Source organism: Bacillus sp. FSL K6-1338, from assembly GCF_038006965.1.
GTDB lineage: Bacteria > Bacillota > Bacilli > Bacillales > Bacillaceae_G > Bacillus_A > Bacillus_A thuringiensis_S.
Window position 1 is genome coordinate 5,158,713 of record NZ_JBBOWI010000001.1, and the last position, 22,203, is coordinate 5,180,915.

Sequence of the window (22,203 nt, forward strand, 5' to 3'; positions counted from 1 at the left end):
TTACCCTCCATATTTCTCCTCAAAAAACTGCTTTTCTCCGCAAATTTGAACAAAAATCGACAAATCTCTTTCAAATACCTTACAAAATTGTAACCTTTCTATATCCAAATTTATGCTAAAATGATACGAGCTATATGCTAAATAACGATGCGAAGGTGATAATCTATATGAAAAAAATCTTGTCTATTTTACTATTGCTTGTATTGTCAATTTCTTCCTTAGGAGTAACAACATCCCATGCGGAAGAAAAAATACATATTGAGGCTGCTGCTGCACTTTTATTTGATGCAGATACAGGAAAAATACTTCACGAGCAAAATCCAGATGAATTGCTAGCTATTGCTAGTATGTCAAAATTAATTGTTGTTTACGCTGTTTTAGAAGCAATTAAAGAAGGAAAAATCACTTGGGATACGAAAGTAAATATTTCTGATTACGCTTATGAAGTCTCTCGTAATAATGAATTCTCTAATGTACCGTTCGAGAAAGGACGTCAATATACTGTAAGAGAATTATATCATTCTATTGTTATATTCTCTGCAAATGGATCTAGTATTGCTTTAGCAGAACTTCTTGCAGGAAGTGAGAAAAACTTCTTAAATCTTGCAAATGAACATGCAAAAAAGCTAGGGTTAAAGAAATATAAATTTGTAAACTCTACCGGGTTAAATAATGCTGATTTAAAAGGAAAACATCCTGAAGGAACAGATCCGACCGGAGAAAACTCCATGTCAGCTCGCGATATGGGTATTCTTGCAAAAACGATTATTACAAAGTATCCAGAAATGCTAGAGGATACAAAACAAAGATTTAGAAACTTCCCAGACAATCATCCAAAACCAATTCGTATGGAAAACTGGAACTGGATGTTACCAGGCGCTGCCTTCTCTTATGATGGAACGGACGGTTTAAAAACTGGTAGTTCTGATACCGCTGGATATGGGTTCACTATTACAGCGAAACGTGGTGATGTTCGTCTTATCTCGGTTATTATTAAAACAAAATCAATGGATGAACGCTTCACAGAATCTCGTGAATTAATCGAACATGGATTTAATAACTTTGAAAAACAAAAATTAAAAGTTAATAAAAACAATACAATCTCTGTAGTAAAAGGGAAAGAAGACCAAGTAACTGTTGCACCCGAAAAAGAAATAACAGTAATTGCGAAAAAAGGTAGCAAAGAGCCTTATAAAATTGGGACTGAATTAGATAAATCCCTTGCTGAAGATGGACATTTAGTTGCTCCTGTTAAGAAAGATACCAAAGTAGGCTCAATTACTTTAGAATCAACTGATAAATATGGTTTCTTAGACGGTAGTAAAAGTATGAAAGCTACTGCAAAAACGACAGAAGAAGTTGAAAAAGCAAATTGGTTTGTATTATCAATGCGCTCTATTGGAGATTTCTTCTCAAACTTATGGTCTAAAGTATTTTAATAATGATGAAAAGCTAGCTCACGCTAGCTTTTTTTATTTTCTTCTCTCCATGTAAAACTTCGTTTGGTTGTCATATCTGAGTCCTTTTCCTCATACGTATGAACTAGTAATTGTTACACACTTCATCTAGAGATAAAGTGAAACTTTAATCAGTGGGGGTTTTGTTCATTCCCACTGATTATTAGTTGAACTAATCGGGCTTTTACGGGCAGTTTGATCTCCCACCCACCTTCTTTGCTCCAGCCCAATTTTAAGGTGGGAGTCTTACTGCCCGTTAATGCGGGATAAACCTCTTTCCACAAGGTATTCCAAAAAGAGAGGTGACACATAATGGGCGTTATTGCTTATAACGAAGAAGATGTAAAGTTATTAGCTAGACTGATGCGTGCTGAAGCCGAAGGAGAAGGACAACAGGGGATGTTGATGGTCGGGAACGTTGGGGTAAATCGTGTCCGTGGAAATTGTTTAGATTTTAAAAAAATACGTAATTTACGTCAAATGGTGTATCAAAATCCTGGTGGTTTTGAGGCAACACAAAAAGGGTATTTTTATCAACGTGCAAGGGAACAAGATATTGCTTTAGCAAGGCGAACGATTCAGGGACAACGCTTTTGGCCTGCAAATTTTTCCTTATGGTTTTTTAGACCTGAAGGCCCTTGTCCGTCAACTTGGTATAATCAACAAAACTCTGGTCGCTTCAAAAAGCACTGCTTCTTCCAGCCATCTGGCGAAGATTGTCCTAGCGTTTATTAAGGATTGATAATAAGGAGGGATTTTTGAATGGCACAGCAACAAAACCCGTATTACGGAACTGGATTTTATCAACCATCTGGAACTTATGTACAACCGCAGCAAATGACTCCACAACAACAGCAACAACAGCAAGCAATGCAACAACAAGCGGCGCAAGCTCAATATGCCGTTTCTCAAGGCATGTTACCATTAGAACAATCCTATATTGAAAATATCCTTCGTTTAAACAAGGGTAAGCAAGCTACGGTTGTAATGACTTATGAACGTGGTAGCTCACTCGGTACCCAATCGTATACAGGTATTATCGAAGCAGCTGGTCGCGATCATATTGTAATTAGTGAGCCACAATCAGGGAAACGTTTTTTACTATTAATGATTTACTTAGATTATGTGGAATTCCCCGAAGAAATTACGTACTTACCTAGTCAACAAGCAACTTATGCTCCAAGACCATAAAAAAAGCTGGCATATGCCAGCTTTTGTTTTTTTATAAACCTTTTACAACTGCAGTTCCGACTAAAATCCATGCTACAATAAACGCTACGCCACCAAGAGGCGTAATTGGGCCAAAGAACTTAATACCTGTCGTACTTAATGCATACAAACTGCCTGAAAACATAATAATCCCAGCTACCATAAGCCAACCAGCAGTAGTTAAAAGTGATGATTGAACCTTATCCATCAATAAAGCAACTACGAATAGTCCACCTGCATGAAACATTTGATATGTAACACCTGTTTTCCAAACTTCTAACATTTTCGCAGAAATTTTATTTTCTAAACCGTGTGCTCCAAAGGCTCCTAACGCAACAGATAGCCCCGCTGCAATACAACCTAGTAAAAAGAAAATTTTCATCTTAATTCCCCTTTTTTACTTTTATCATAAGCAATTTTTTCATATAAGCCAAACGATTTAATCCTTAAAAATCAAATAAAGAATTACCATTTGCACCTTCTTCTTTAATATACACAGGTTCTCCAGAAACTGGCATAACTGGTTGAACTGTCTTTATAGGCTGCGATCCAATTACTTGCGATTGAATTTGCGGCTCCCTATACGTAGAAGATTCAACCTGTTCATCTAATAGTAAATCGCATAAAGCACGCACAACTAATAAATGATCTTTTGATTTTTGTCCTTCACTACTTTTTGCCTTTGCAATTTCATTCGCCATTTTATTTAAAATCTTATCGCTCGATATTTGCATTCCTTATCACCTCGTACTTTGTAGTTCTTTCTCAAATTGCTTCAGCTTCTCTACTAAACCAAATACTATTATCATATCATGTTCTTGCAGTTTTTCCTGCCCCGTTGGATTATGTATAATATCCCCATTTCTCAAAATCGCTAATATCGTTACATCAAACTGATTCCTCACATCACTCTCTAGTAACGATTTACCAACTAATATTGAATCTTTTCCAACTAAAATTTCTTCAATGACAAATGACTGTTCTATCCCATACAGCACTGTATCAATATAATGAACTGTTAATGGATTCGCAATACCTTTTGCAATATGAATTCCTGCCATACTGGATGGATTAATAACTTTATTTGCACCCGCACGCCTTAATTTCTCTTCAGTTTCTGGCTTTTCAGATCTCGCCACAATTTTAATTGCATCGTTTAATCCTCTTGCTGTTAATGTAATAAATACATTTTCAGCATCATTTGCTACGATAGCAACTAAACCAGCCGCTTTTGAAATTCCAGCATGATGTAAAACTTGATCCTCCGTCGCATCTCCATGTATATACAAAAGCTTTCCCTTCTCTAATACACTTTCATCTTTATCGACAACAACAAATGGAATTTTCTTTTCTTGCAATTCATGTACAACTTGAAGCCCCACTCTACCGCAACCACATACTATAATATGATTTTTCAACTGCGCTATTTGTTTATCCATCTTCTTCCTCCGCACTGCATGAAATAAATTCCCTTCAATAATCATAGCTGCCACTACCCCAATTGCATACGTAACAATACCTACGCCAACAGGAATAATAAGGAGCGCAAATACTTTCCCCGCTTGCGTTACAGGAACAGCATCTCCGTATCCAACAGTCAATACAGTAATCATCGTCATCCAAAATGCTTGAAACAAACTAATCTCTTCAATTGTCATAAATCCTATCGTTCCTAGAATTACAACAAAAGTCATACATATAACTGCGATCCATAATTGCTTACGTGCATTCATACCGTATTTCAACTCTTTTCTCTATCTACAATCTTTGCCAGTGGAAATAAAATACGTATATACTAGATACGGAATCTATGAAAGAGGTTGATATAATGAAGACATTTCTTTCCGCCTTACAATGGGCACTATTTATTTTAGCTGGAAGCCTTATTGTACCAATTAGTGTCGCAACTAGTTATGGTCTTGATGGCGCTGAAGCTATCGCATTCGTACAAAGAACATTATTTGTTCTAGGCTTTGCTGGTCTCTTGCAAGCTATATTTGGGCATAAACTTCCTATTCAAGAAGGTCCTGCTGGACTTTGGTGGGGAATTTTCTCCCTTTACGCAAGTTTAGGCGTCGTATTATTTGGATCAAACAATGAGACACTTAAAGTTCTTCAATATGCTTTCCTATTAAGCGGTATTATTTGTATTATTCTTAGCGCTTTTGGACTTATTGATAAACTCGTTCGCTATTTTACACCGACAGTCATTGGAACATATTTATTTCTTCTTGTTGCGCAGCTTAGTGGCTCCTTCTTAAAGGGAATGTTTGGCCTTGATGGAAAACATACAGAAGTACAACCTAACGTATTTATTCTTTCACTCATTGTTATTTTACTATCCTTTTTCATCATGAAGCTACCTATTATTGGACAATATTCTGTTCTTTTCAGTATCGTATGCGGCTGGATATTATTCGCATGCTTCGGGTTATCAAATCCAGTAACGCCTGTGACAGATATAATCCGTTTTCCGTCTCTATTTGTTTTCGGAATGCCTCGTATTGAATGGAACATGGCAATTACGGTCGTTTTCGTTACACTATTACTTCTAACAAATATGTTAGCAAGTATTCGTGTTGTGCAAAGGATTGTCTCTAAGTATGAAAAGAATGCAGCACCAGATCGTTTTAAACAAGCTGGCATTATAACAGGAATCAACCAATTGCTAGGCGGCCTATTTTCAGCTATTGGGCCTGTCGCTATTTCTGGATCAGCAGGTTTTATTGCAACGACTAATATTTATAAACGTCTCCCGTTTATATTAGGGTCAAGCTTTATTATTGTCGTTAGTATATTTCCAAAGATCACTTCATTCTTTGCAGCAATCCCTGTTGCAGTTGGTTATGCCGCTATTTATCCTGTATTCGCAAGCATGATTGGCCTTGCCTTTCGAGAATACGAAACTGTCCAGGATAAAGAACGATTATTTAAAGTAGCCGGTCTTTCAATCTTCACAGGAGTCGGAGTTATGTTTGTTCCAGCAGGAGCATATTCCACACTTCCACCATTTCTAGCATCGTTTTTAAGTAACGGTCTCGTTCTTGGATCTGTAATGGCCATTTTGCTAGAAATACTATTTTCTCGTTCCACAGCAAAACAAATATCGTAAATTGGAAAACTTCCATTATTGCACTCTACCTTTAGAGTTGTTACGATAAAATCAAACTTGAATCATTGGGGTTTTATCCATCCCCAATGATTATTAACCGATATTATGAGCAACACACTCATAATGATTTATCTACTTCTTTTCAAAGAGGTTTGATGTCTTACTATTATTCCTCAACATCTTCATGAACATGTATTTTGATTTCAATTAAAGAAAGGAATTTTCTATATGACTTATAAAATGATTGTTTTAGATTTAGATGATACTTTATTACGTGATGACCATACTATTTCACCTCGTACGAAAGAAGCGTTAATGACTGCACAAGAGCAAGGGGTAAAGGTTGTACTTGCTTCTGGACGTCCAACGTTTGGTATGCGCAATGTAGCCAAAGAACTTCGCTTAGAAGAATACGGCAGTTTCATTCTATCTTTTAATGGCGCAAAAATTATTAACTGTAAAACAAACGAAGAAATCTTTAGTAGTACACTATCTCCTGAAATCGTTCACAACCTATTTGAAATTAGTAAAACTGAAGATGTATGGCTTCATACTTATATGGGCGATGATATCGTAACGGAAGAAAATAATCCTTATACTGAAATTGAGGGCGATATTACTGGTATGCCAATTGTTGTAGTAGATGACTTTAAAGCCGCAGTTAAAGAGCCTGTAGTAAAAGTATTAATGAATAAAGAAGCTGAACGCCTTGTTGAAGTTGAAAAGAAACTACAAAAACAACTAGAAGGCCAATTAAGCGTGATGCGTTCGAAACCATTCTTCTTAGAATTTACTGAAGCCGGTGTTACAAAAGGAACGAGCTTAAACAAACTGATTCAAAAGCTTGGCATTAAGCGTGAAGAAGTTATCGCAATGGGCGATAGCTATAACGACCAAGCAATGATTGAATTTGCTGGTCTTGGCGTTGCAATGGGCAATGCACCTGATGATATTAAAGAAATTGCAAATTACGTAACAGATACAAATATGAACGATGGTGTTGCAAAAGTTGTAGAGAAATTTGTTTTAAAAACGGATGTACTTGTTTAATATTTTCATTCACAAAACCTATTTGAAGTCAAATACTTCAAATAGGTTTTTATTTAAATTCTCATGCTTTTGTGACTATATTTTGAACTTTGCACTATTCTCGTAGTGTAAACTTTCTTTTTGTATATAATGAAACAAAATAGACTATTTTATTTTGAAAAAGAATACAAATTTACTATATACAAGCATTCGTTAAAGGAGGCTACTTTATGTTATCTACACCAATCGGACGATTAAGAGCAATTGGACTAGTTGAGGGTATTTCTTTCCTATTACTATTATTTGTAGCAATGCCATTGAAATATTTCGCAGGATTTGCAACAGCTGTTAAAATTACAGGCATGGCTCATGGTGTTCTATTTATTCTATTCATCTTTGCAGTAATTCAAGTAACAATCGTACACCGTAAATCAATTTTATGGGCACTTGGAGCATTCGTTTCATCAGTTATCCCATTTGGTACTTTTGTACTAGATGCAAAATTAAAGAACGAGCAATAATAATAAAAAGGTAGTTAACGACTGTTAACTACCTTTTCTATTTATAAATTTGGAATTTCCCAATCAATTTCTCTTTCGCCCATATTAGCTAAAATCGTATTTACTTTAGAGTATGGCTTACTACCAAAGAAACCACGTCTTGCTGATAATGGACTTGGATGTACAGACTCGATAATATGATGATTCGGATTCGTAATTAACTTCTTCTTCGCCTGCGCATGGCGCCCCCACAATATGAAAATAACTGGCTTTTCACGTTCATTCAACAGTTGAATCACACGATCTGTGAAGTGCTCCCATCCTTTTCCCTTATGAGAATTTGCTTCACTTTGACGAACTGTTAATACGGTATTTAGTAGTAATACTCCTTGCTCCGCCCATTTTACTAAATAACCGTTATTCGGAATTTCATAACCATATTCATCTCGAAGCTCTTTATACATGTTTAACAATGATGGTGGTGTTTTAACACCAGGTTGTACAGAAAAGCTTAAACCATGCGCTTGATTCGGTCCATGATACGGATCTTGTCCTAAAATAACAACCTTTGTATTTTCATAACTTGTATACTGAAGAGCGTTAAAAATATCTTCCACCTTCGGATAAACAACATGCGTGCTGTATTCTTCTGTCAAAAAACTGGATAGAGTAAGATAATACTCTTTCTCAAATTCTGGTGCCAGTAATGGTCCCCAATCATTTCTTAAAACATTTTCCATGCTTTCACTTCCTGTCCAATTAATTCAACATATCCTGTTTTGTAAATACTAAGAACGAAATAATAAGAGAAACAACTGCCCAAACAGTTAAATTCATCAAAGAAAATCCCATTGATAAGCCTTGTAATGCAGGTAATTTTCCTGATAAATAATCCGTTAATGATAAATTCACGCTAAAAATATATTTCGCGCCTTCCCAAGATGTTGCGAATGAGCTTAAGATACCGCCTGCAATTAATGCAGCTAGCATAACGCCCATACCAGCTGGTGTATTACGAATTAAAACAGAGACCATAAATGATATAGTTCCGACAACGATAGCAACAAACCAGGCTAGTCCATACGCCATTAAGATGTATTGCCACTGCGGAATAAGGTGCACAAAGTTCGTATTTAACGTTTCCTTATCAATGACGAATCCTGTTAAAACAGGTAAATTCCATCCCGAGTATCCAAATACAAGCCCTGATAATATGTAAGCAAACAAACCTACAAGGAGCAGTATGAGCGAAATGAAAAATAACATCGTCACGTATTTACTAAGGAGTATTTTCCAGCGCCGAATCGGCCGCGTAAGTAACATCTTCATCGTCCCATCACTTCGTTCTCCAGAAACGATATCAATGGCGACAATCATTACGAGAAGCGGAATAAACAATGTAATTCCTTGTTCAATAAATGCTCTGACAAAAGTCGGTGCACCTGGCGCCATCGGATTAATATCATGATCTAAATAATATTGTTGTTGTTCAACTCTTACCTTTAACCAATCACGCCATTCTTCTGGCAATCTAGAATTATTCAACCGGTTCTGAGAATCAACAATTTGCTGTTGCAATGAAACCTTCCAATCAGTTGTACCGAGTCTTTTTTGTGTCGTTTCTATTTCGCGATACTGCGCATACACAAAAAGCGGGATTAAGATTGCTAAAATAAGCATAACAACAAAAATACGTTTCTTACGGTAAATCTTTTCTGATTCATTTAAAACTAGATTCGCAAATTCACGCATGCTGCTCACCCCTTGTGAGTTCAATAAATAAATCTTCTAGCGTAAATACAAGCTCCTTAACACTATGTACATCTATTTCATTTTCTACCAAGTGTTTATTCCAACTACTTATAGATGCAATATCCATGCGGCATAATAATCGCTCGCCTTCTACACTCACTTCTCTTACTTCTTCGGCTGCTTCTAACATATCTTTCGCCTTAGAAATTGGTGTAACAATCCATTCTACACGATCACTTGCTGTTTTAATTAATTCTTCAACCTTGGCAACTGTTATCATCTTTCCTTTATGAATAATAGCAACGCGATCGCATATCATTTGCACTTCACTTAGCAAGTGACTTGAAATAAACACGCTCATATTTTCTTCTTTTACAAGCTTATGTATAAATTCCCTAAGTTCTCTAATCCCTGCTGGATCTAAACCATTCGTTGGCTCATCTAATATGAGCAATTTTGGATTCCCAAGGAGCGCCTGCGCAATTCCAAGGCGTTGTTTCATACCAAGTGAGTACGTTTTTACCTTGTCATGAATTCTTTCATCTAAATGAACCATTTCAGCAATTTCAATAATACGTTCATCTGATATATCACCTAACATACGAGCAAATTGCTTTAAATTTTCCCATCCTGTTAAATATGTATACAACTCTGGGTTTTCAACGATACTCCCAATTTGACGCATCGCCTCTCTGAAATTGTCCTTAATCGAATAACCACCGATAGAAATCGTACCTTCTGTCGCCGTAATCAATCCGACTAACATTCGAATGGTAGTCGTCTTTCCAGCACCATTTGGTCCTAAGAACCCGAACACTTCTCCTTGCTTTACATCAAAGGAAATGTCCTCTACAAGAGTCTTCTTTCCAATTACCTTCTTCAAGTCTCGTACGGAAAGTATCGTCGTCATTTTACCCCTCCTTGTTCTAGTTTTAATTTACTTACAACATTTTGAACTAAACGTTCTGCCATATACGTATAACCTACTTCGTTCGGATGAAAATGATCAGAGTATAATAAATCTTTTCCGCGGTTTTGGAATAAATCAAATGTCGGTGTAATATACACATTTTTATCGTTTAGCGCTAACTTCTCTAAAGATGCATTCCAGTCCACAACAATGTTTGAAGACCCTTTTAAATCTTCTACATCTTCAAAAGGATTGTATAAACCAAGCCAAAAAATTGGACTATCTGTATTTAATTTACGAATTTCTTCTATAATTTTCTTTGCTTCATTTTGAAACGTTTCTGTGTCAGGACGATACGTATCTAAATCTATCTTCCCAAGCGATTCCCAGCCTGGGAACAAATCATTCCCACCAATCGTTAACACGATTACATCTGCTTGCTTAATTAAATATTGAGCGCCATTACTTTCAATTTGTTTTAATAAATCGGGCATTTTTGCACCACTAACTGCTAAATTTGTTAATGCAATTTTTTGCTTATAATCTTTTTGTAAATCCTCTTTCATTCGCCCAACATAGCCAATTCCTTCTTTATCACCAACGCCACGCGTTAATGAATCACCTAAACTAACGATTTGTAACGTTCCCGTTTTCTTTTTCTCTTTTGCCACTACATCGGTCTTTTTAATTAAATTTGAAGCTTTCGGATTTAATACATCATTTACACCTGAAACAAAGCCATATGCAAATAAACAGAAAGATGCAATTGTAATGAGTAGAATTACTTTTACTACTTTTGATCTCATATCAAAACCCCTTTTAGCCCTCATAGATTGTCCATAATTATACCAAACGAAATTTTGAAAAGCGATTTTCACACCTTCTCAATTATGTCGTTTCTCTATCTACTAACTCTGGTAATAACTCTATATGCTTCACATCTAATTTCTCTTCATTAATCTTTTCATATAATAATTCAAACGCTTTCAATCCAACGTTTTTACTAGAATGCGAAATCGTCGTTATACCCAATATATCTGCCACCTCTTGATCATCACACCCAATAATCGTAATATCCTCTGGAATACGAATTCCTTGTTTTTTTGCTTCTGTAACCATCCCCGCTGCAATATGGTTACAAGATACAAGGAACGCCGTCGGTTTTACTGACATATGAGCCCATTCTCTAATTACATTGCGTCCATCTTCCACTGTAAAACACCCCTCAAATTTCCAGGTCTCTAACGGTGTTACGATACTCTTTTGAAGCGAATCTTCATACGCCCTCTTTCGTCTTTGGCTATTAACGCTATTACTTCTTCCAATACAATATCCAATACTTGTATGACCGGCATCTATTAAGCTTTTCATCCCACGTGAAAATACTTTGTAGTAATCAATATGGACACTTGAAATGCATTTTGAATCTATTTCTTCACACATAACAATCGGGCCGAATTTCGTATATTCTTCAAGCTTCTCCTTACTATTTGCCCGAGAACAAATAATAACCCCATCAAGCTTTTTCATTTTTAACATATTTAAAATTTCTAGTTCTCTTTCTTCGCTATAATTTGTCTGGCAAAGCATCATATTATAATTATTCTTTGCCGTTTCTTTTGATATCCCCTCAATAATAGCGCTATAATATTGATCATTTACGTGTGGCAATAAAACGCCAATTACATTCGTTTTTCCTTTCACTAAATGAATTGCATTCACGTTTTGCGTGTAATTTAATTCTTCTATAATCGCTAAAATTTCTTTTCGTTTCTGTTCATTTACGTACGGATGATTATTTAGTACACGTGAAACAGTTGAAACAGATACTCCAGCAAGTTCAGCAATCTTTCTTATATTTGTCATCTCACTTTCCCCTTCTCACAAAAATTCTCTCTTGACCTGGTAAGCTTTCCACAATATATCCTTTCCTAGCAAATACATTTAGAAAGGATATACAACTATGCTTCGATTCAAATTAGAATATATATTTTTCATTGGCGGTTTACTCATTCTTGCCATCGGTATTAATATGATGACGACAATTACTTCCTTTGGACTTAGCCCTTATGATTCCTTCTTTATTGCACTATATCAAAATTTTGGGATAAGTATTGGTTTTTGGATTTTCATGATTAACTTTGCCTTTACACTTATCGTACTCTTTTGGAATAAAAAACAAATTACAATCGGTACAATTGTAACGATGGTTCTTATTTCTCTTTTTGTTGATTGGATTGGTTCCATTATAACTATTATGGACGCTATCCGCTCTCTTCCAAAATATATAACACTTATTTGCGGAAATCTATTCGTTGGAGCTGGAATTGGTCTTTACGTCTCTACAAACCTTTGCGCAGCGCCTCAAGAAGCTTTCGTTTTAACCGTTGCTGAGAAGAAAAAATGGACGTTTAGAAGAACAGAGATTTCATTAGCCTTTTTATTTTTAACTTTAAGCTTTTTATTAGATGGACCTATCTATTTTGGAACCATCATCTTATCCTTTACAACAGGCTGGATTATCCAAGCATTTATTCAAGTTGGTACACAGATTTTAAATAGAAAAGAACCTATTAAGCAAGCTGCTTAATAGGCTCTTTCTGTTTTATGGTAAGAGATACTACTTAGCATCCCCTTCAATTCGATAGTTCGCTTTCAAACAATCTATTTCTTCATACCCTTGCAACGTATGTAGAATATAATCATAATCAGCAAGAGACGCACGATGCGTTACAATTACAATTTCAGCCTTTCCTTTCTCTTCAAGCGGCATTTGAATAATTTTCTCAAAGCTAACTCCGCGCTCAGAGAACAATGAAGTAATTTTTGCAAATACACCAATTTCGTCTTTTACATGCAGTCTTAAAAACTTTTTCACGACTATTTCGTCTGGCTCTTTTAATACTTTTTGATACTGTGGGACTACAGCACTATTTCCTGTTACCCCTAATCTAATATTTTGCATTACAGCAACTAAATCCGAAACAACAGCTGTCGCTGTCGGTAAACTTCCTGCCCCTGGTCCATAAAACATCGTTTCCCCAACTGCTTCACCGTACACATACACAGCGTTATATTCATTTTGTACTGCCGCAAGAGGGTGTGTATTTGGAAGTAAAGTTGGTTCAACCGTAACCTCCAATTTTTCACCATCTCGTTTTGCAAGACCGATTAATTTAATTGTATAACCTAAGCTCTTACTGTATTCAATATCTTCCTCTGTAATAGAGGTAATTCCTTTTACGTTCACATCTCCAAGCTCTACATTTGTAGAGAAACCGAGAGTAGCTAAAATCGTCATTTTTCTTGCTGCATCTAAACCTTCTACATCTGATGTTGGATCTGCTTCTGCAAATCCAAGTTGTTGGGCTTCTTTTAACACGTCGTTATATGCTCTCCCTTCGTCTGACATTTTCGTCAAAATAAAATTTGTCGTTCCATTTACAATTCCCATGACTTTCGTAATAAGATCTGAAGAGAGTCCTTCTACAATACTGCGTAGAATTGGAATTCCCCCTGCCACACTCGCTTCATAGAAGAGATCAGTTTTATTATCTTTTGCTGTCGCTAATAATTCAGCTCCATGTAATGCCATTAAGTCTTTATTTGCAGTTACAACATGCTTTCCGCTTTTTAAAGCTTGTAAAATATATAATTTTGCATCATCAATGCCACCCATTACTTCGATGACAACATCAATATTTGGATTATCTAAAATTTCATTTGCATCTTGTGTTAATAGAGTAGAAGGTACCTCTACTTCTCTCTCTTTCTCAATGTTTTGCACTAATACTTTCGTTACCTTCACTGGACAACCTACTTGGTGTATGAGTCTTTCTTGATGATCCGTAATAATACGAACTACACCACTCCCAACTGTCCCAAGACCTAATAAACCAACTTGAATTTCTTTCATAGTACTGTCCACCCCTCAAAAATTGTGTTTAGATGAAATTATATGAATAAAAAATCTGAAAAACAATGTATTTCGAACATTCGGAAAAATAAAGGTTAATCTTTACAAGGAAAACGTTGCCACGTGTTACACAATCTTTCTTTACAATATATAAGGGGTTTCTTGATACACGTAATAATTCAACCAATTAGAAAACAATAAATTCCCATGACTCCTCCACCTAACAAGGGGCTTTTCATCTGGATTATTATGTTTAAAATAGTTTTTTGGCACATCAATATTTAATCCCTTGTCACGATCTCGTTCGTATTCTTGCTTTAACGTATCACAACTATATTCACTATGCCCAAGGGCAAACACTTGCCTTCCTTCTTGCCCAATGACCAGGTGAACACCCGCTTCCTCAGAATTTGCTAATAATGTTAAGTCTGTCACCTCTCTAATATCACTCTCTCGTACTTCTGTATGACGAGAATGGGGAGCAAAAAACAATTCATCAAACCCTTGTAACAATTTCACATGTTGCTCGCAAACTTCATGTTCAAATACACCGAACATTTTTTCCTTAAGAGGATACTTTGGAACACCATAATGATAATACAAGCCAGCCTGTGCCCCCCAGCAAATATGGAGCGTAGATGTTACATTCGTTTTTGAATACTCCATAATACGTTTAAGCTCTTCCCAATAATCTACCTCTTCAAAAGAAAGAGTTTCAACTGGTGCTCCTGTTATAATGAGCCCGTCAAATTTTTCATTTTCAATATCACGAAATGTTTTATAAAAGCTCATTAAATGGTCCTGCGCTACATTGCGAGAGAAATGTGATTCCATATGAAGCAAATGAACATCTAATTGCAACGGTGTGTTGCCAATTAAACGAAGTAATTGCGCTTCTGTTTCTTGCTTTGTAGGCATTAAATTTAAGATAGCAATTTTCAATGCCCGAATATCTTGTGTTTCTGCTCGCTCCTTCGTCATTACAAATATATTTTCCTTCTGCAACACTTTGCGAGCTGGTAAATCTTTATCAATTATGATCGGCATGTTCTTTGCCTCCGACTAGCGCCGCTTCTAAATCTGCAATAATATCAGAAACATCTTCTATGCCAACAGATAAACGAATTAAATCTGATGTAACGCCAGCTAGACGCTGATCTTCAGCACTTAATTGTCTATGCGTTGTGCTAGCAGGATGTATAACGCAAGTTCGTGCATCCGCTACATGCGTTACAAGAGTTGCTAGTTTTACATTTGCGATAAATTCTTTCGCCGCTTCTAATCCGCCCTTAATGCCGAATGTTAAAACACCACTAGCACCTTTTTTCAAATACGTTTGTGCTAATGAGTAATTTTCATTGCTATCTAATCCAGGATAATTCACCCATTCAATACGTTCATGGTTAGCAAGCCACTTAGCAACTACGAGAGCATTTTCACTATGACGCTCCATTCTTAAATGCAGCGTTTCTAAGCCGATATTGCTAATATACGCATTGAATGGGCTCATACAGTTTCCGTAGTCCCTTAATAATTGAACACGCGCCTTCACAATATAAGCTGCTGCACCAAAATTTTGAACGTAACTTACGCCGTGATAACTTGGATCCGGTTCAACAAGTTCAGGATATTTCCCATTTGTCCAATCGAAGTTCCCTCCGTCAATGACAATGCCGCCTAAAGAGCTTGCATGACCATCAATATATTTCGTCGTAGAATGAACGATAATATTTGCTCCGTGCTCAAATGCTTGGCATAAATAAGGAGTTGCTAATGTATTATCCACGATAAAAGGCACTTCTAACTCTTTCGCTGCATCTGAAAATTCTTTAAAATTCAAAACGTTCATCGCTGGATTTCCTAATGATTCTGCATAAATGAGCTTCGTCTTATCGTTAGCAAGTGCCGCAATTTCATCTGCCGTTAAATTGGGATTAAAGAACGTAACATCAATGCCAAGCTTACGTAAACTCACCCCAAATAAATTAAACGTTCCCCCGTAAACAGTTGAAGAGCAAAGTAAATGGTCTCCACTACTACAAATATTTAAAACTGCGAGCATAATAGCCGCTTGCCCAGAAGCCGTTGCAACAGCTCCTACCCCGCCTTCTAAATCTGATAACTTCTGCTCAAATGCAGCTAGAGTAGGGTTTCCAATACGCGTATAAATATATCCTTCTGCCTCTAAGTTAAATAGGGCTGCTAAATCATCCGAAGTATCGTATTTATACGTTGTACTTTGATAAAGTGGTAAAACACGTGGTTCACCATTCTTTGGCGTATAGCCACCTTGCACACAAATCGTTCCTTTTCCCCATGATTCTCCCATCTCTCATTCTCCTTTCTTTTATACAAAATAAAAAACTGCCCCTTTCCTGAAAACAAGAAAGGAGCAGTTTGAAAACACGCTCTAAAGGCTCTTTCTTATCTCTCAGGATTACTACCTGCAGGATTTGGCACAATTCCGTTATACGGCTGTTGCCAAGGTTTCATCGGGCCTGTCCCTCCACCTTTTCTTGATAAGACTATGCAATTACCGTTGATTTTATAGCAATAATTTCCTAATGTCAAACAGTTTTTCTGAATGTTCTAAAATAAATATTAACAATTTCATATAAAGCAACAAAAGAAATATATTCCATACTAACTCGAAAAAGACCTTTAGAAAAAATGATTCATGTAAAATAAACCCCAATCATCTATTTTCATTAAACAAACTGTTTTAATAGAGCGTATAATTCTTCAAAATTATGCACTTCATATGTCGGTATAATCCCACTATCATTTAATTTCCTTTCTGGATTAAACCAACAAGTATCAATTCCCGCTACATATCCACCTTTAATATCGGCACTTAATGAATCCCCAATAATCAGCCCTTCTTCAGGTGCAAAGTTAGGAATCCGTTCAAAAACATAATCAAAATACTCTTTCATCGGCTTTTGAAAACCTGTATCTTCCGAAACAAAAACACCTTTAAATAATGAATGTAACCCTGCATTACGCAAACGTTTATCTTGCGTCTTAGAAACACCATTTGTCACTATATACAACTCATACTCCCCTTGAATTTGATTTATAAATTCAAACGCACCTTGCATGAGTTGATTTCCTTCTTCTAAGTAGCTACGATAATTATTTTCGAATAATATACCGTCTACTTCTTCTCCATACTCTTTAAACAACATAGAGAATCGTTTATTTACAACTTCATTACGTGATAGTTCACCTTTTTCAAAAGCATTCCAAAGACCTTTATTTATTTTTTTATAACGAGCCTCTATCTCCTCTGTTAAAGGGATTCCCTTCTCTTCAAAAAGCACCTGTAAAGCTACTTTTTCAGCCTTTTGGAAATCTAATAATGTATCATCTACATCAAATAGCAATGTTTTATATTTTTTCATAAATTCATCACACCCTCTTTTCTACAAAAACAAATTTACATAAATCGTATCATTCCTTCTTGTAAAGATAATAGGAGATATCTCATACTATAAATAGGGGTGAAAATATGAAAATCAGCAAAAATGAAGAAGAAATTTATCAATACATGCGAATCCATCAATTCCATACCCTATTTTCATTTCATGTCTTGCCATATGTAGAGCTGCATTCTTTTCAAACGAAAGAGATGATATGTAGCGAAGGAAACGCCCTCCCTTATCTCTATTACTTAATTTCTGGGAAAGCAAAAATATATATGAATCATAAAAACGGGAAAGTTTCATTAATTAATTTTATTCAAGCACCATCTTTTATCGGGGAATTAGGATTAATAGGAGTAGAAAATATCACCAAGTCCGTTGAAGTACTAGAAGATTGTGTTTGTTTAGCACTTCCTCTTAAAGATTGTCAGCAACTTTTATTACAAGATGCAACATTTTTACAGCACTTATGCAAATTTATTGGAGAAAAGACAATTACTCGCACTGAAAATTACGCAAAAAACTATAGTTATCCTTTCGAAAATCGATTAGCTGCTTTTATTTTATTAACAGAACAAAATAATTGTTATATAGAAAAGCATACTGAGGCTGCAGAATACTTAAATGTCAGCTATCGTCATCTTTTATATGTATTAAACCAATTTTGCCAACAAAATTATTTAAAAAAAGAAGGCCGAACATATTATATACAAGATCGAAATACATTAGAAAAGCTTGCTGACGAGCTGAAAATATAAAGAAACAGCATTAACATAAACGTTAATGCTGTTTCTTTGAGTGACGATTATAATTTAAATTAAAATTTACTTGCTACTTTAGCTGCTTCTTCAAGACCTGCAGCAATGATTTCTTCTGCTTTATCTGGGAATTGGTTATGTCCTTCAATAACTACTGTTTCCATGTTTGTTGCACCGAAGAAGCCCATCATGCTTGCTACATATTTAACAGCCATTTCTACCTCAGCTGCTGGACCTTCTGAATATACGCCGCCGCGCGCGTTTAATAATGCAATCTTCTTATCTCCAATTAAACCAACTGGACCTTCTGGTGTATATTTGAACGTTTTACCAGCACGGTTTAAATAATCAATATATGTGTGTAACACTGCTGGAATCGTTAAGTTCCATAATGGGAAGCCGAAAACAATTTTATCAGCTTCTAGAAATTGATTTAAATACTTATCAGCAACTGCTACTGCTTTTGCCTCTTCTTCTGTTAAATCAAATCCTTTACCTGCCTTAAATGTACCATTGATCATGTCTACACCTACATATGGTAATTCTTCTTTATATAAATCAAGTTCTACTACTGTATCATTTGGGTGTGCTTCTTTATAGTTCGCTAAAAATGCCTCATATAATTTTACACTAACTGCTTGTTCCGCTGGACGGTTGTTTGCTTTAACAAATAAAACTGTTGCCATTATTTCTTCCTCCTAGTACTCACTCTTATGTTGTTATATGCTTTCAAAAAAGGTATCCCTTGTAATTGTTGTTTTGTTGCTTACAAACATATTTTATCTTTATATCAATACATTTTCGTCCTCACATAGACGTATTTTTCCATAAAAAAAGTCCACCTTCTAAAGGCGAACTAGGTCTTACGACTTTTGTCTTATACAATTCCATTTTTCACTGCATATAACGCCGCTTGCGTGCGATCAGATAAATTCAACTTACTCAAAATACTACTTACATGAGCTTTTACCGTTTTTTCTGTAATAACTAAAACAGAAGCGATCTCTTTATTACTCATCCCTTTCGCTAATAGCTGCAGCACTTCATTTTCTCTCGCCGTTAGCACATCCACTTGAATAGAAGGTTCTTCTTCCTTTTCTTCCACAGGTAGTGTTTGAGAGAGAAGAGTATTTGCTATATCCGGATGTAATTGAATATTACCTTTATATGCGCTTCGAATAGCTTCAACAAGCTGATCCGGTTCTACATCTTTTAAAATATACCCACTTGCCCCCGCCCTTAACGCTGGTAAAACATGCGCCTGATCAGAAAAGCTAGTTAATACAATTACTTTCACATTCGGATATTCTTTTTTGATGCACGCCGTCGCCTCGACACCATCCATTTCGGGCATATATAAATCCATTAATACAACATCTGGATTCGTCTCCCCTACTTTCACTAACGCTTCTTTCCCATTATTTGCTTCTCCAACTAACGTTAAATCTTCCTGTGTACTTAAGAAAAATGCTAATCCTTTTAAAACGACTGTATGATCATCGACTAACAATACTTTTATTTTCACAAACTTCCCTCATTTTCACATCATAATGGTACATTTACTTTTACGCTCGTTCGCTTCTTACTACTTACAATTTTAATTGTTCCACCAACTAATTCTACTCTTTCACGCATCGTAGTCATGCCGAGTGATTTCTTCTCTTTTATATCCTTTTCTACAAAGCCGTTTCCTTGATCGACTATTTCTAATGATACATTCTTCTCTGTCACTTTGAAATAAATCGTTGATTCTCTGACATTCGCATGTTTACTTACGTTATTCAAAGCTTCTTGTCCAATTCTCCATAACGCTTCCTCTACTACACGCGGTAAATCACGAACACCTGTAACTTGTTCCCGAATTTTCAGTCCCAAGTTTTCACCGTACTGCTTTAAAGCTGGTAATAAACCTTTTTCTAATCCTGCCGGACGAAGCTGCCAAATTAATGTTCTCATTTCCTTTAAAGCTCCTTGCGCTAGTTCCCGCATCTCATGCAAAGATTGGTCAACCTTTTCATTTTGACCTTTTAAAACGGCCTCAGCCCCTTTTGTCATAAAGGTTAATGAAAATAATTTTTGCGAAACAGAATCATGTAAATCCCTTGCTAATCGGTTTCTTTCTTCCAGTCGTACGAGTTCACGGCGCTGTTCGTTTAATCTTAGATTCTCTATTATTAATGAAACGTGATTCGATAACGCTTGAATTATATCTATTGTATTAACATCAAATTCTCCATTATTTAAACTAACACATAAAACACCAAATATATGATTTTGAATATGTATTGGCGTAGCAATAACAACTCCATTTACACGTTTTAATAGAGCTAGCTCACCTTGTTCTAACGCCTTCTTTGCCGCTTCTTTTACATCCTCTTGTAACTCTTCCTGCCCATAAGAAGCTCGCAAAGATAACTCTATTTCTTCCCTAATAAAAAACGCCACTTGATTCCACTGAAATACTTCACCTACGTGATTTACCACCTTTTCAGATAATACATTAAACTTATGAATCGTTTTTAAAGCTTGAATAAACCGCTCCAATTTCACATAGTAATGTGCTCTTCGCTTTTCATTTTCATATAATTTTGTTCGCTTTAAAGCTGTCCCGATTTGGAAAGCAACTGATTGGAGCAATACTAATTCTTCTTCCGAAAAATGTGTTTTACCTGGGCTAGCTACATTTAAAACACCAAATTTCTCTCCTCCAGCCTTTAAAGGAACCGTAGCATGATGAAGAATTCCTTCTGTATCTCCCCAATTATATTCAATTGCATTATTAATTCTTTTACATTCAATAATATTAACGGCTCTCTCTAATTTCCCATCTACGAAGCCGCGTAAACACCAACACTCACCTTCACACATCGGGCGTTTATTTTCATATGTAAGTGCCTCTGGTAACTGGTAATCGATCACCTTCGTATACTTCCCATTTTCATCCGCAAGAAAAATCCAGCCTGTCGTTAAACCTGTTACACTGAGCAATTTTTCTAGTACTGCTTGCAATACATGATATGTATCATTTGATGTATTTAATGTTTCTGCAATTTCCTTTAATATAACTAATTCATTTGTACGATTATCTCGAAACATAATCAGTCTCCTGCATACAAGATTTTAAATAGCTCTTAAAATAAATCATCTACTTTTCACTTTGTACTTATTCGTAACATTGATATAATGGTGAAAACATAGTTTTCATTATATCACTTGAGGGGGCTTTCATAATGACATTAAATAAAGCACTTACTATCGCTGGTTCTGACACAAGTGGCGGTGCTGGTATACAAGCAGATTTAAAAACATTCCAAGAACTTGGCGTATACGGAATGACATCTCTTACAACAATCGTAACGATGGATCCACATAACGGTTGGGCACATAACGTATTTCCAATCCCAGCTTCTACATTAAAACCACAATTAGAAACAACAATTGAAGGTGTTGGCGTAGACGCTTTAAAAACAGGTATGCTTGGATCAGTAGAAATTATTGAACTGGTTGCAGAAACAATCGAAAAGCACAATTTCAAAAATGTAGTAGTTGACCCTGTTATGGTATGTAAAGGTGCAGATGAAGCATTACATCCTGAAACGAACGATTGCTTACGTGACGTTCTTGTGCCAAAGGCATTAGTTGTAACACCAAACTTATTTGAAGCTTACCAATTAAGCGGTGTGAAAATTAATTCTCTTGAGGACATGAAAGAAGCAGCGAAGAAAATCCACGCTTTAGGTGCCAAATACGTACTAATTAAAGGTGGAAGCAAACTTGGTACGGAAACTGCAATCGACGTCCTATATGATGGAGAAACATTCGATCTTCTAGAATCAGAAAAAATCGATACAACCAATACACACGGTGCAGGTTGTACATATTCTGCTGCAATTACAGCAGAACTTGCAAAAGGAAAACCTGTGAAAGAAGCAGTAAAAACTGCTAAAGAATTCATCACAGCTGCTATTCGTTACTCATTCAAAATTAACGAATACGTAGGTCCGACTCACCATGGTGCATATCGTAAATTCGTTGTATCAAAAGAACTTGTCTAATATATAAATAAAAACACTCACAAGGTTCATACATTGCCTCTGTGAGTGTTTTTTATAAGCTTTATGTCTTCTGGTCATCT

Annotated in this window: 24 protein-coding genes and 1 riboswitch; of the genes, 9 read left to right on the forward strand and 15 right to left on the reverse strand. The window is 35.9% G+C overall.

What is annotated here, in order from left to right:
* Positions 1-167 precede the first annotated feature (167 nt).
* From NZ044_RS26540 to gerQ, 3 genes are all read left to right on the forward strand, one after another.
* A complete protein-coding gene (locus NZ044_RS26540; protein ID WP_000722876.1) occupies positions 168-1,439 on the forward strand; it encodes a serine hydrolase in 1,272 nt (423 codons plus the stop codon).
* Positions 1,440-1,769: 330 nt separating this feature from the next.
* Positions 1,770-2,192, forward strand: a complete 423-nt coding sequence (cwlJ, locus tag NZ044_RS26545; protein WP_000538164.1) for a cell wall hydrolase CwlJ — start codon at positions 1,770-1,772, stop codon at positions 2,190-2,192.
* Positions 2,193-2,219: 27 nt separating this feature from the next.
* Positions 2,220-2,648: a spore coat protein GerQ gene (gene gerQ, locus NZ044_RS26550; protein ID WP_000068647.1), complete on the forward strand. Its 429-nt coding sequence runs from the start codon at positions 2,220-2,222 to the stop codon at positions 2,646-2,648.
* Positions 2,649-2,679: 31 nt separating this feature from the next.
* Here the strand turns inward: gerQ and NZ044_RS26555 are convergent, their stop codons facing one another.
* The 3 genes from NZ044_RS26555 to NZ044_RS26565 form a co-directional block, all read right to left on the reverse strand.
* Positions 2,680-3,048, reverse strand: coding sequence for a DUF423 domain-containing protein (locus tag NZ044_RS26555; RefSeq protein WP_000688315.1), 369 nt, complete (start codon positions 3,046-3,048; stop codon positions 2,680-2,682).
* A gap of 64 nt (positions 3,049-3,112) precedes the next feature.
* Entirely contained in the window at positions 3,113-3,400 is a 288-nt protein-coding gene (locus NZ044_RS26560; protein WP_001167339.1) for a YwdI family protein, read from the reverse strand.
* Positions 3,401-3,406: 6 nt separating this feature from the next.
* The gene (locus tag NZ044_RS26565; RefSeq protein WP_000993978.1) at positions 3,407-4,399 is read right to left on the reverse strand and encodes a potassium channel family protein; all 993 of its coding nucleotides are present in this window, start codon (positions 4,397-4,399) and stop codon (positions 3,407-3,409) included.
* 95 nt (positions 4,400-4,494) lie between these two features.
* Here NZ044_RS26565 and NZ044_RS26570 point away from each other — a divergent pair, with 95 nt between their 5' ends.
* The 3 genes from NZ044_RS26570 to NZ044_RS26580 all read left to right on the forward strand — a co-directional run bounded on the left by NZ044_RS26570 (position 4,495) and on the right by NZ044_RS26580 (position 7,328).
* A complete protein-coding gene (locus NZ044_RS26570) occupies positions 4,495-5,778 on the forward strand; it encodes a purine/pyrimidine permease (protein WP_000847020.1) in 1,284 nt (427 codons plus the stop codon).
* Between the two features lie 228 nt (positions 5,779-6,006).
* Positions 6,007-6,828 carry a Cof-type HAD-IIB family hydrolase gene (locus NZ044_RS26575; RefSeq protein ID WP_000221388.1) on the forward strand — a complete coding sequence of 274 codons (822 nt, stop codon included), beginning with the start codon at positions 6,007-6,009 and terminating at the stop codon, positions 6,826-6,828.
* 209 nt (positions 6,829-7,037) lie between these two features.
* A complete protein-coding gene (locus tag NZ044_RS26580) occupies positions 7,038-7,328 on the forward strand; it encodes a DUF3817 domain-containing protein (RefSeq protein WP_000953395.1) in 291 nt (96 codons plus the stop codon).
* Positions 7,329-7,369: 41 nt separating this feature from the next.
* On the opposite strand, the gene NZ044_RS26585 is transcribed toward NZ044_RS26580, so the two are convergent.
* The 5 genes from NZ044_RS26585 to NZ044_RS26605 are packed head-to-tail and all read right to left on the reverse strand — an operon-like array spanning position 7,370 to position 11,835.
* Complete coding sequence (locus tag NZ044_RS26585) at positions 7,370-8,047, reverse strand: uracil-DNA glycosylase (protein WP_000432545.1); 678 nt, start codon at positions 8,045-8,047, stop codon at positions 7,370-7,372.
* A 19-nt stretch (positions 8,048-8,066) separates the two neighbouring features.
* Positions 8,067-9,059 carry an ABC transporter permease subunit gene (locus NZ044_RS26590; RefSeq protein ID WP_001206482.1) on the reverse strand — a complete coding sequence of 331 codons (993 nt, stop codon included), beginning with the start codon at positions 9,057-9,059 and terminating at the stop codon, positions 8,067-8,069.
* Complete coding sequence (locus NZ044_RS26595; protein ID WP_000207706.1) at positions 9,052-9,969, reverse strand: ABC transporter ATP-binding protein; 918 nt, start codon at positions 9,967-9,969, stop codon at positions 9,052-9,054. Before NZ044_RS26595 ends, NZ044_RS26590 begins: the two co-directional genes overlap by 8 nt.
* Entirely contained in the window at positions 9,966-10,847 is an 882-nt protein-coding gene (locus tag NZ044_RS26600) for an SGNH/GDSL hydrolase family protein (RefSeq protein WP_118961598.1), read from the reverse strand. Before NZ044_RS26600 ends, NZ044_RS26595 begins: the two co-directional genes overlap by 4 nt.
* Positions 10,848-10,857: 10 nt before the next feature.
* Positions 10,858-11,835 carry a LacI family DNA-binding transcriptional regulator gene (locus tag NZ044_RS26605; RefSeq protein ID WP_000181962.1) on the reverse strand — a complete coding sequence of 326 codons (978 nt, stop codon included), beginning with the start codon at positions 11,833-11,835 and terminating at the stop codon, positions 10,858-10,860.
* 97 nt (positions 11,836-11,932) lie between these two features.
* Here NZ044_RS26605 and NZ044_RS26610 point away from each other — a divergent pair, with 97 nt between their 5' ends.
* Entirely contained in the window at positions 11,933-12,559 is a 627-nt protein-coding gene (locus tag NZ044_RS26610; RefSeq protein ID WP_000943409.1) for a YczE/YyaS/YitT family protein, read from the forward strand.
* Between the two features lie 30 nt (positions 12,560-12,589).
* On the opposite strand, the gene NZ044_RS26615 is transcribed toward NZ044_RS26610, so the two are convergent.
* From NZ044_RS26615 to NZ044_RS26630, 4 genes are all read right to left on the reverse strand, one after another.
* The gene (locus tag NZ044_RS26615) at positions 12,590-13,885 is read right to left on the reverse strand and encodes a homoserine dehydrogenase (protein ID WP_000659105.1); all 1,296 of its coding nucleotides are present in this window, start codon (positions 13,883-13,885) and stop codon (positions 12,590-12,592) included.
* A 141-nt stretch (positions 13,886-14,026) separates the two neighbouring features.
* Entirely contained in the window at positions 14,027-14,932 is a 906-nt protein-coding gene (gene metA, locus NZ044_RS26620; protein WP_001121542.1) for a homoserine O-acetyltransferase MetA, read from the reverse strand.
* The gene (locus tag NZ044_RS26625; RefSeq protein WP_000504772.1) at positions 14,916-16,214 is read right to left on the reverse strand and encodes a bifunctional O-acetylhomoserine aminocarboxypropyltransferase/cysteine synthase; all 1,299 of its coding nucleotides are present in this window, start codon (positions 16,212-16,214) and stop codon (positions 14,916-14,918) included. Before NZ044_RS26625 ends, metA begins: the two co-directional genes overlap by 17 nt.
* Positions 16,215-16,306: 92 nt before the next feature.
* Positions 16,307-16,411, reverse strand: a riboswitch (SAM riboswitch).
* Between the two features lie 182 nt (positions 16,412-16,593).
* On the reverse strand, positions 16,594-17,289 hold the full coding sequence (locus NZ044_RS26630) for a YjjG family noncanonical pyrimidine nucleotidase (RefSeq protein ID WP_000760177.1): 696 nt from the start codon (positions 17,287-17,289) through the stop codon (positions 16,594-16,596).
* Between the two features lie 107 nt (positions 17,290-17,396).
* Here NZ044_RS26630 and NZ044_RS26635 point away from each other — a divergent pair, with 107 nt between their 5' ends.
* Positions 17,397-18,068, forward strand: coding sequence for a transcriptional regulator YeiL (locus tag NZ044_RS26635; RefSeq protein ID WP_000703316.1), 672 nt, complete (start codon positions 17,397-17,399; stop codon positions 18,066-18,068).
* A gap of 59 nt (positions 18,069-18,127) precedes the next feature.
* Here the strand turns inward: NZ044_RS26635 and NZ044_RS26640 are convergent, their stop codons facing one another.
* From NZ044_RS26640 to NZ044_RS26650, 3 genes are all read right to left on the reverse strand, one after another.
* Positions 18,128-18,754 (reverse strand): FMN-dependent NADH-azoreductase, encoded by a 627-nt coding sequence (locus NZ044_RS26640; RefSeq protein ID WP_000246718.1) that lies wholly within the window; start codon positions 18,752-18,754, stop codon positions 18,128-18,130.
* Positions 18,755-18,945: 191 nt separating this feature from the next.
* Positions 18,946-19,593 (reverse strand): response regulator, encoded by a 648-nt coding sequence (locus NZ044_RS26645; RefSeq protein WP_000695816.1) that lies wholly within the window; start codon positions 19,591-19,593, stop codon positions 18,946-18,948.
* A gap of 20 nt (positions 19,594-19,613) precedes the next feature.
* Positions 19,614-21,164, reverse strand: coding sequence for a GAF domain-containing sensor histidine kinase (locus NZ044_RS26650; protein ID WP_000488152.1), 1,551 nt, complete (start codon positions 21,162-21,164; stop codon positions 19,614-19,616).
* Positions 21,165-21,298: 134 nt separating this feature from the next.
* On the opposite strand from NZ044_RS26650, the gene pdxK reads away from it, so the two are divergent.
* Positions 21,299-22,123 carry a pyridoxine/pyridoxal/pyridoxamine kinase gene (gene pdxK / locus NZ044_RS26655; RefSeq protein WP_086398004.1) on the forward strand — a complete coding sequence of 275 codons (825 nt, stop codon included), beginning with the start codon at positions 21,299-21,301 and terminating at the stop codon, positions 22,121-22,123.
* Positions 22,124-22,203: the final 80 nt, after the last annotated feature.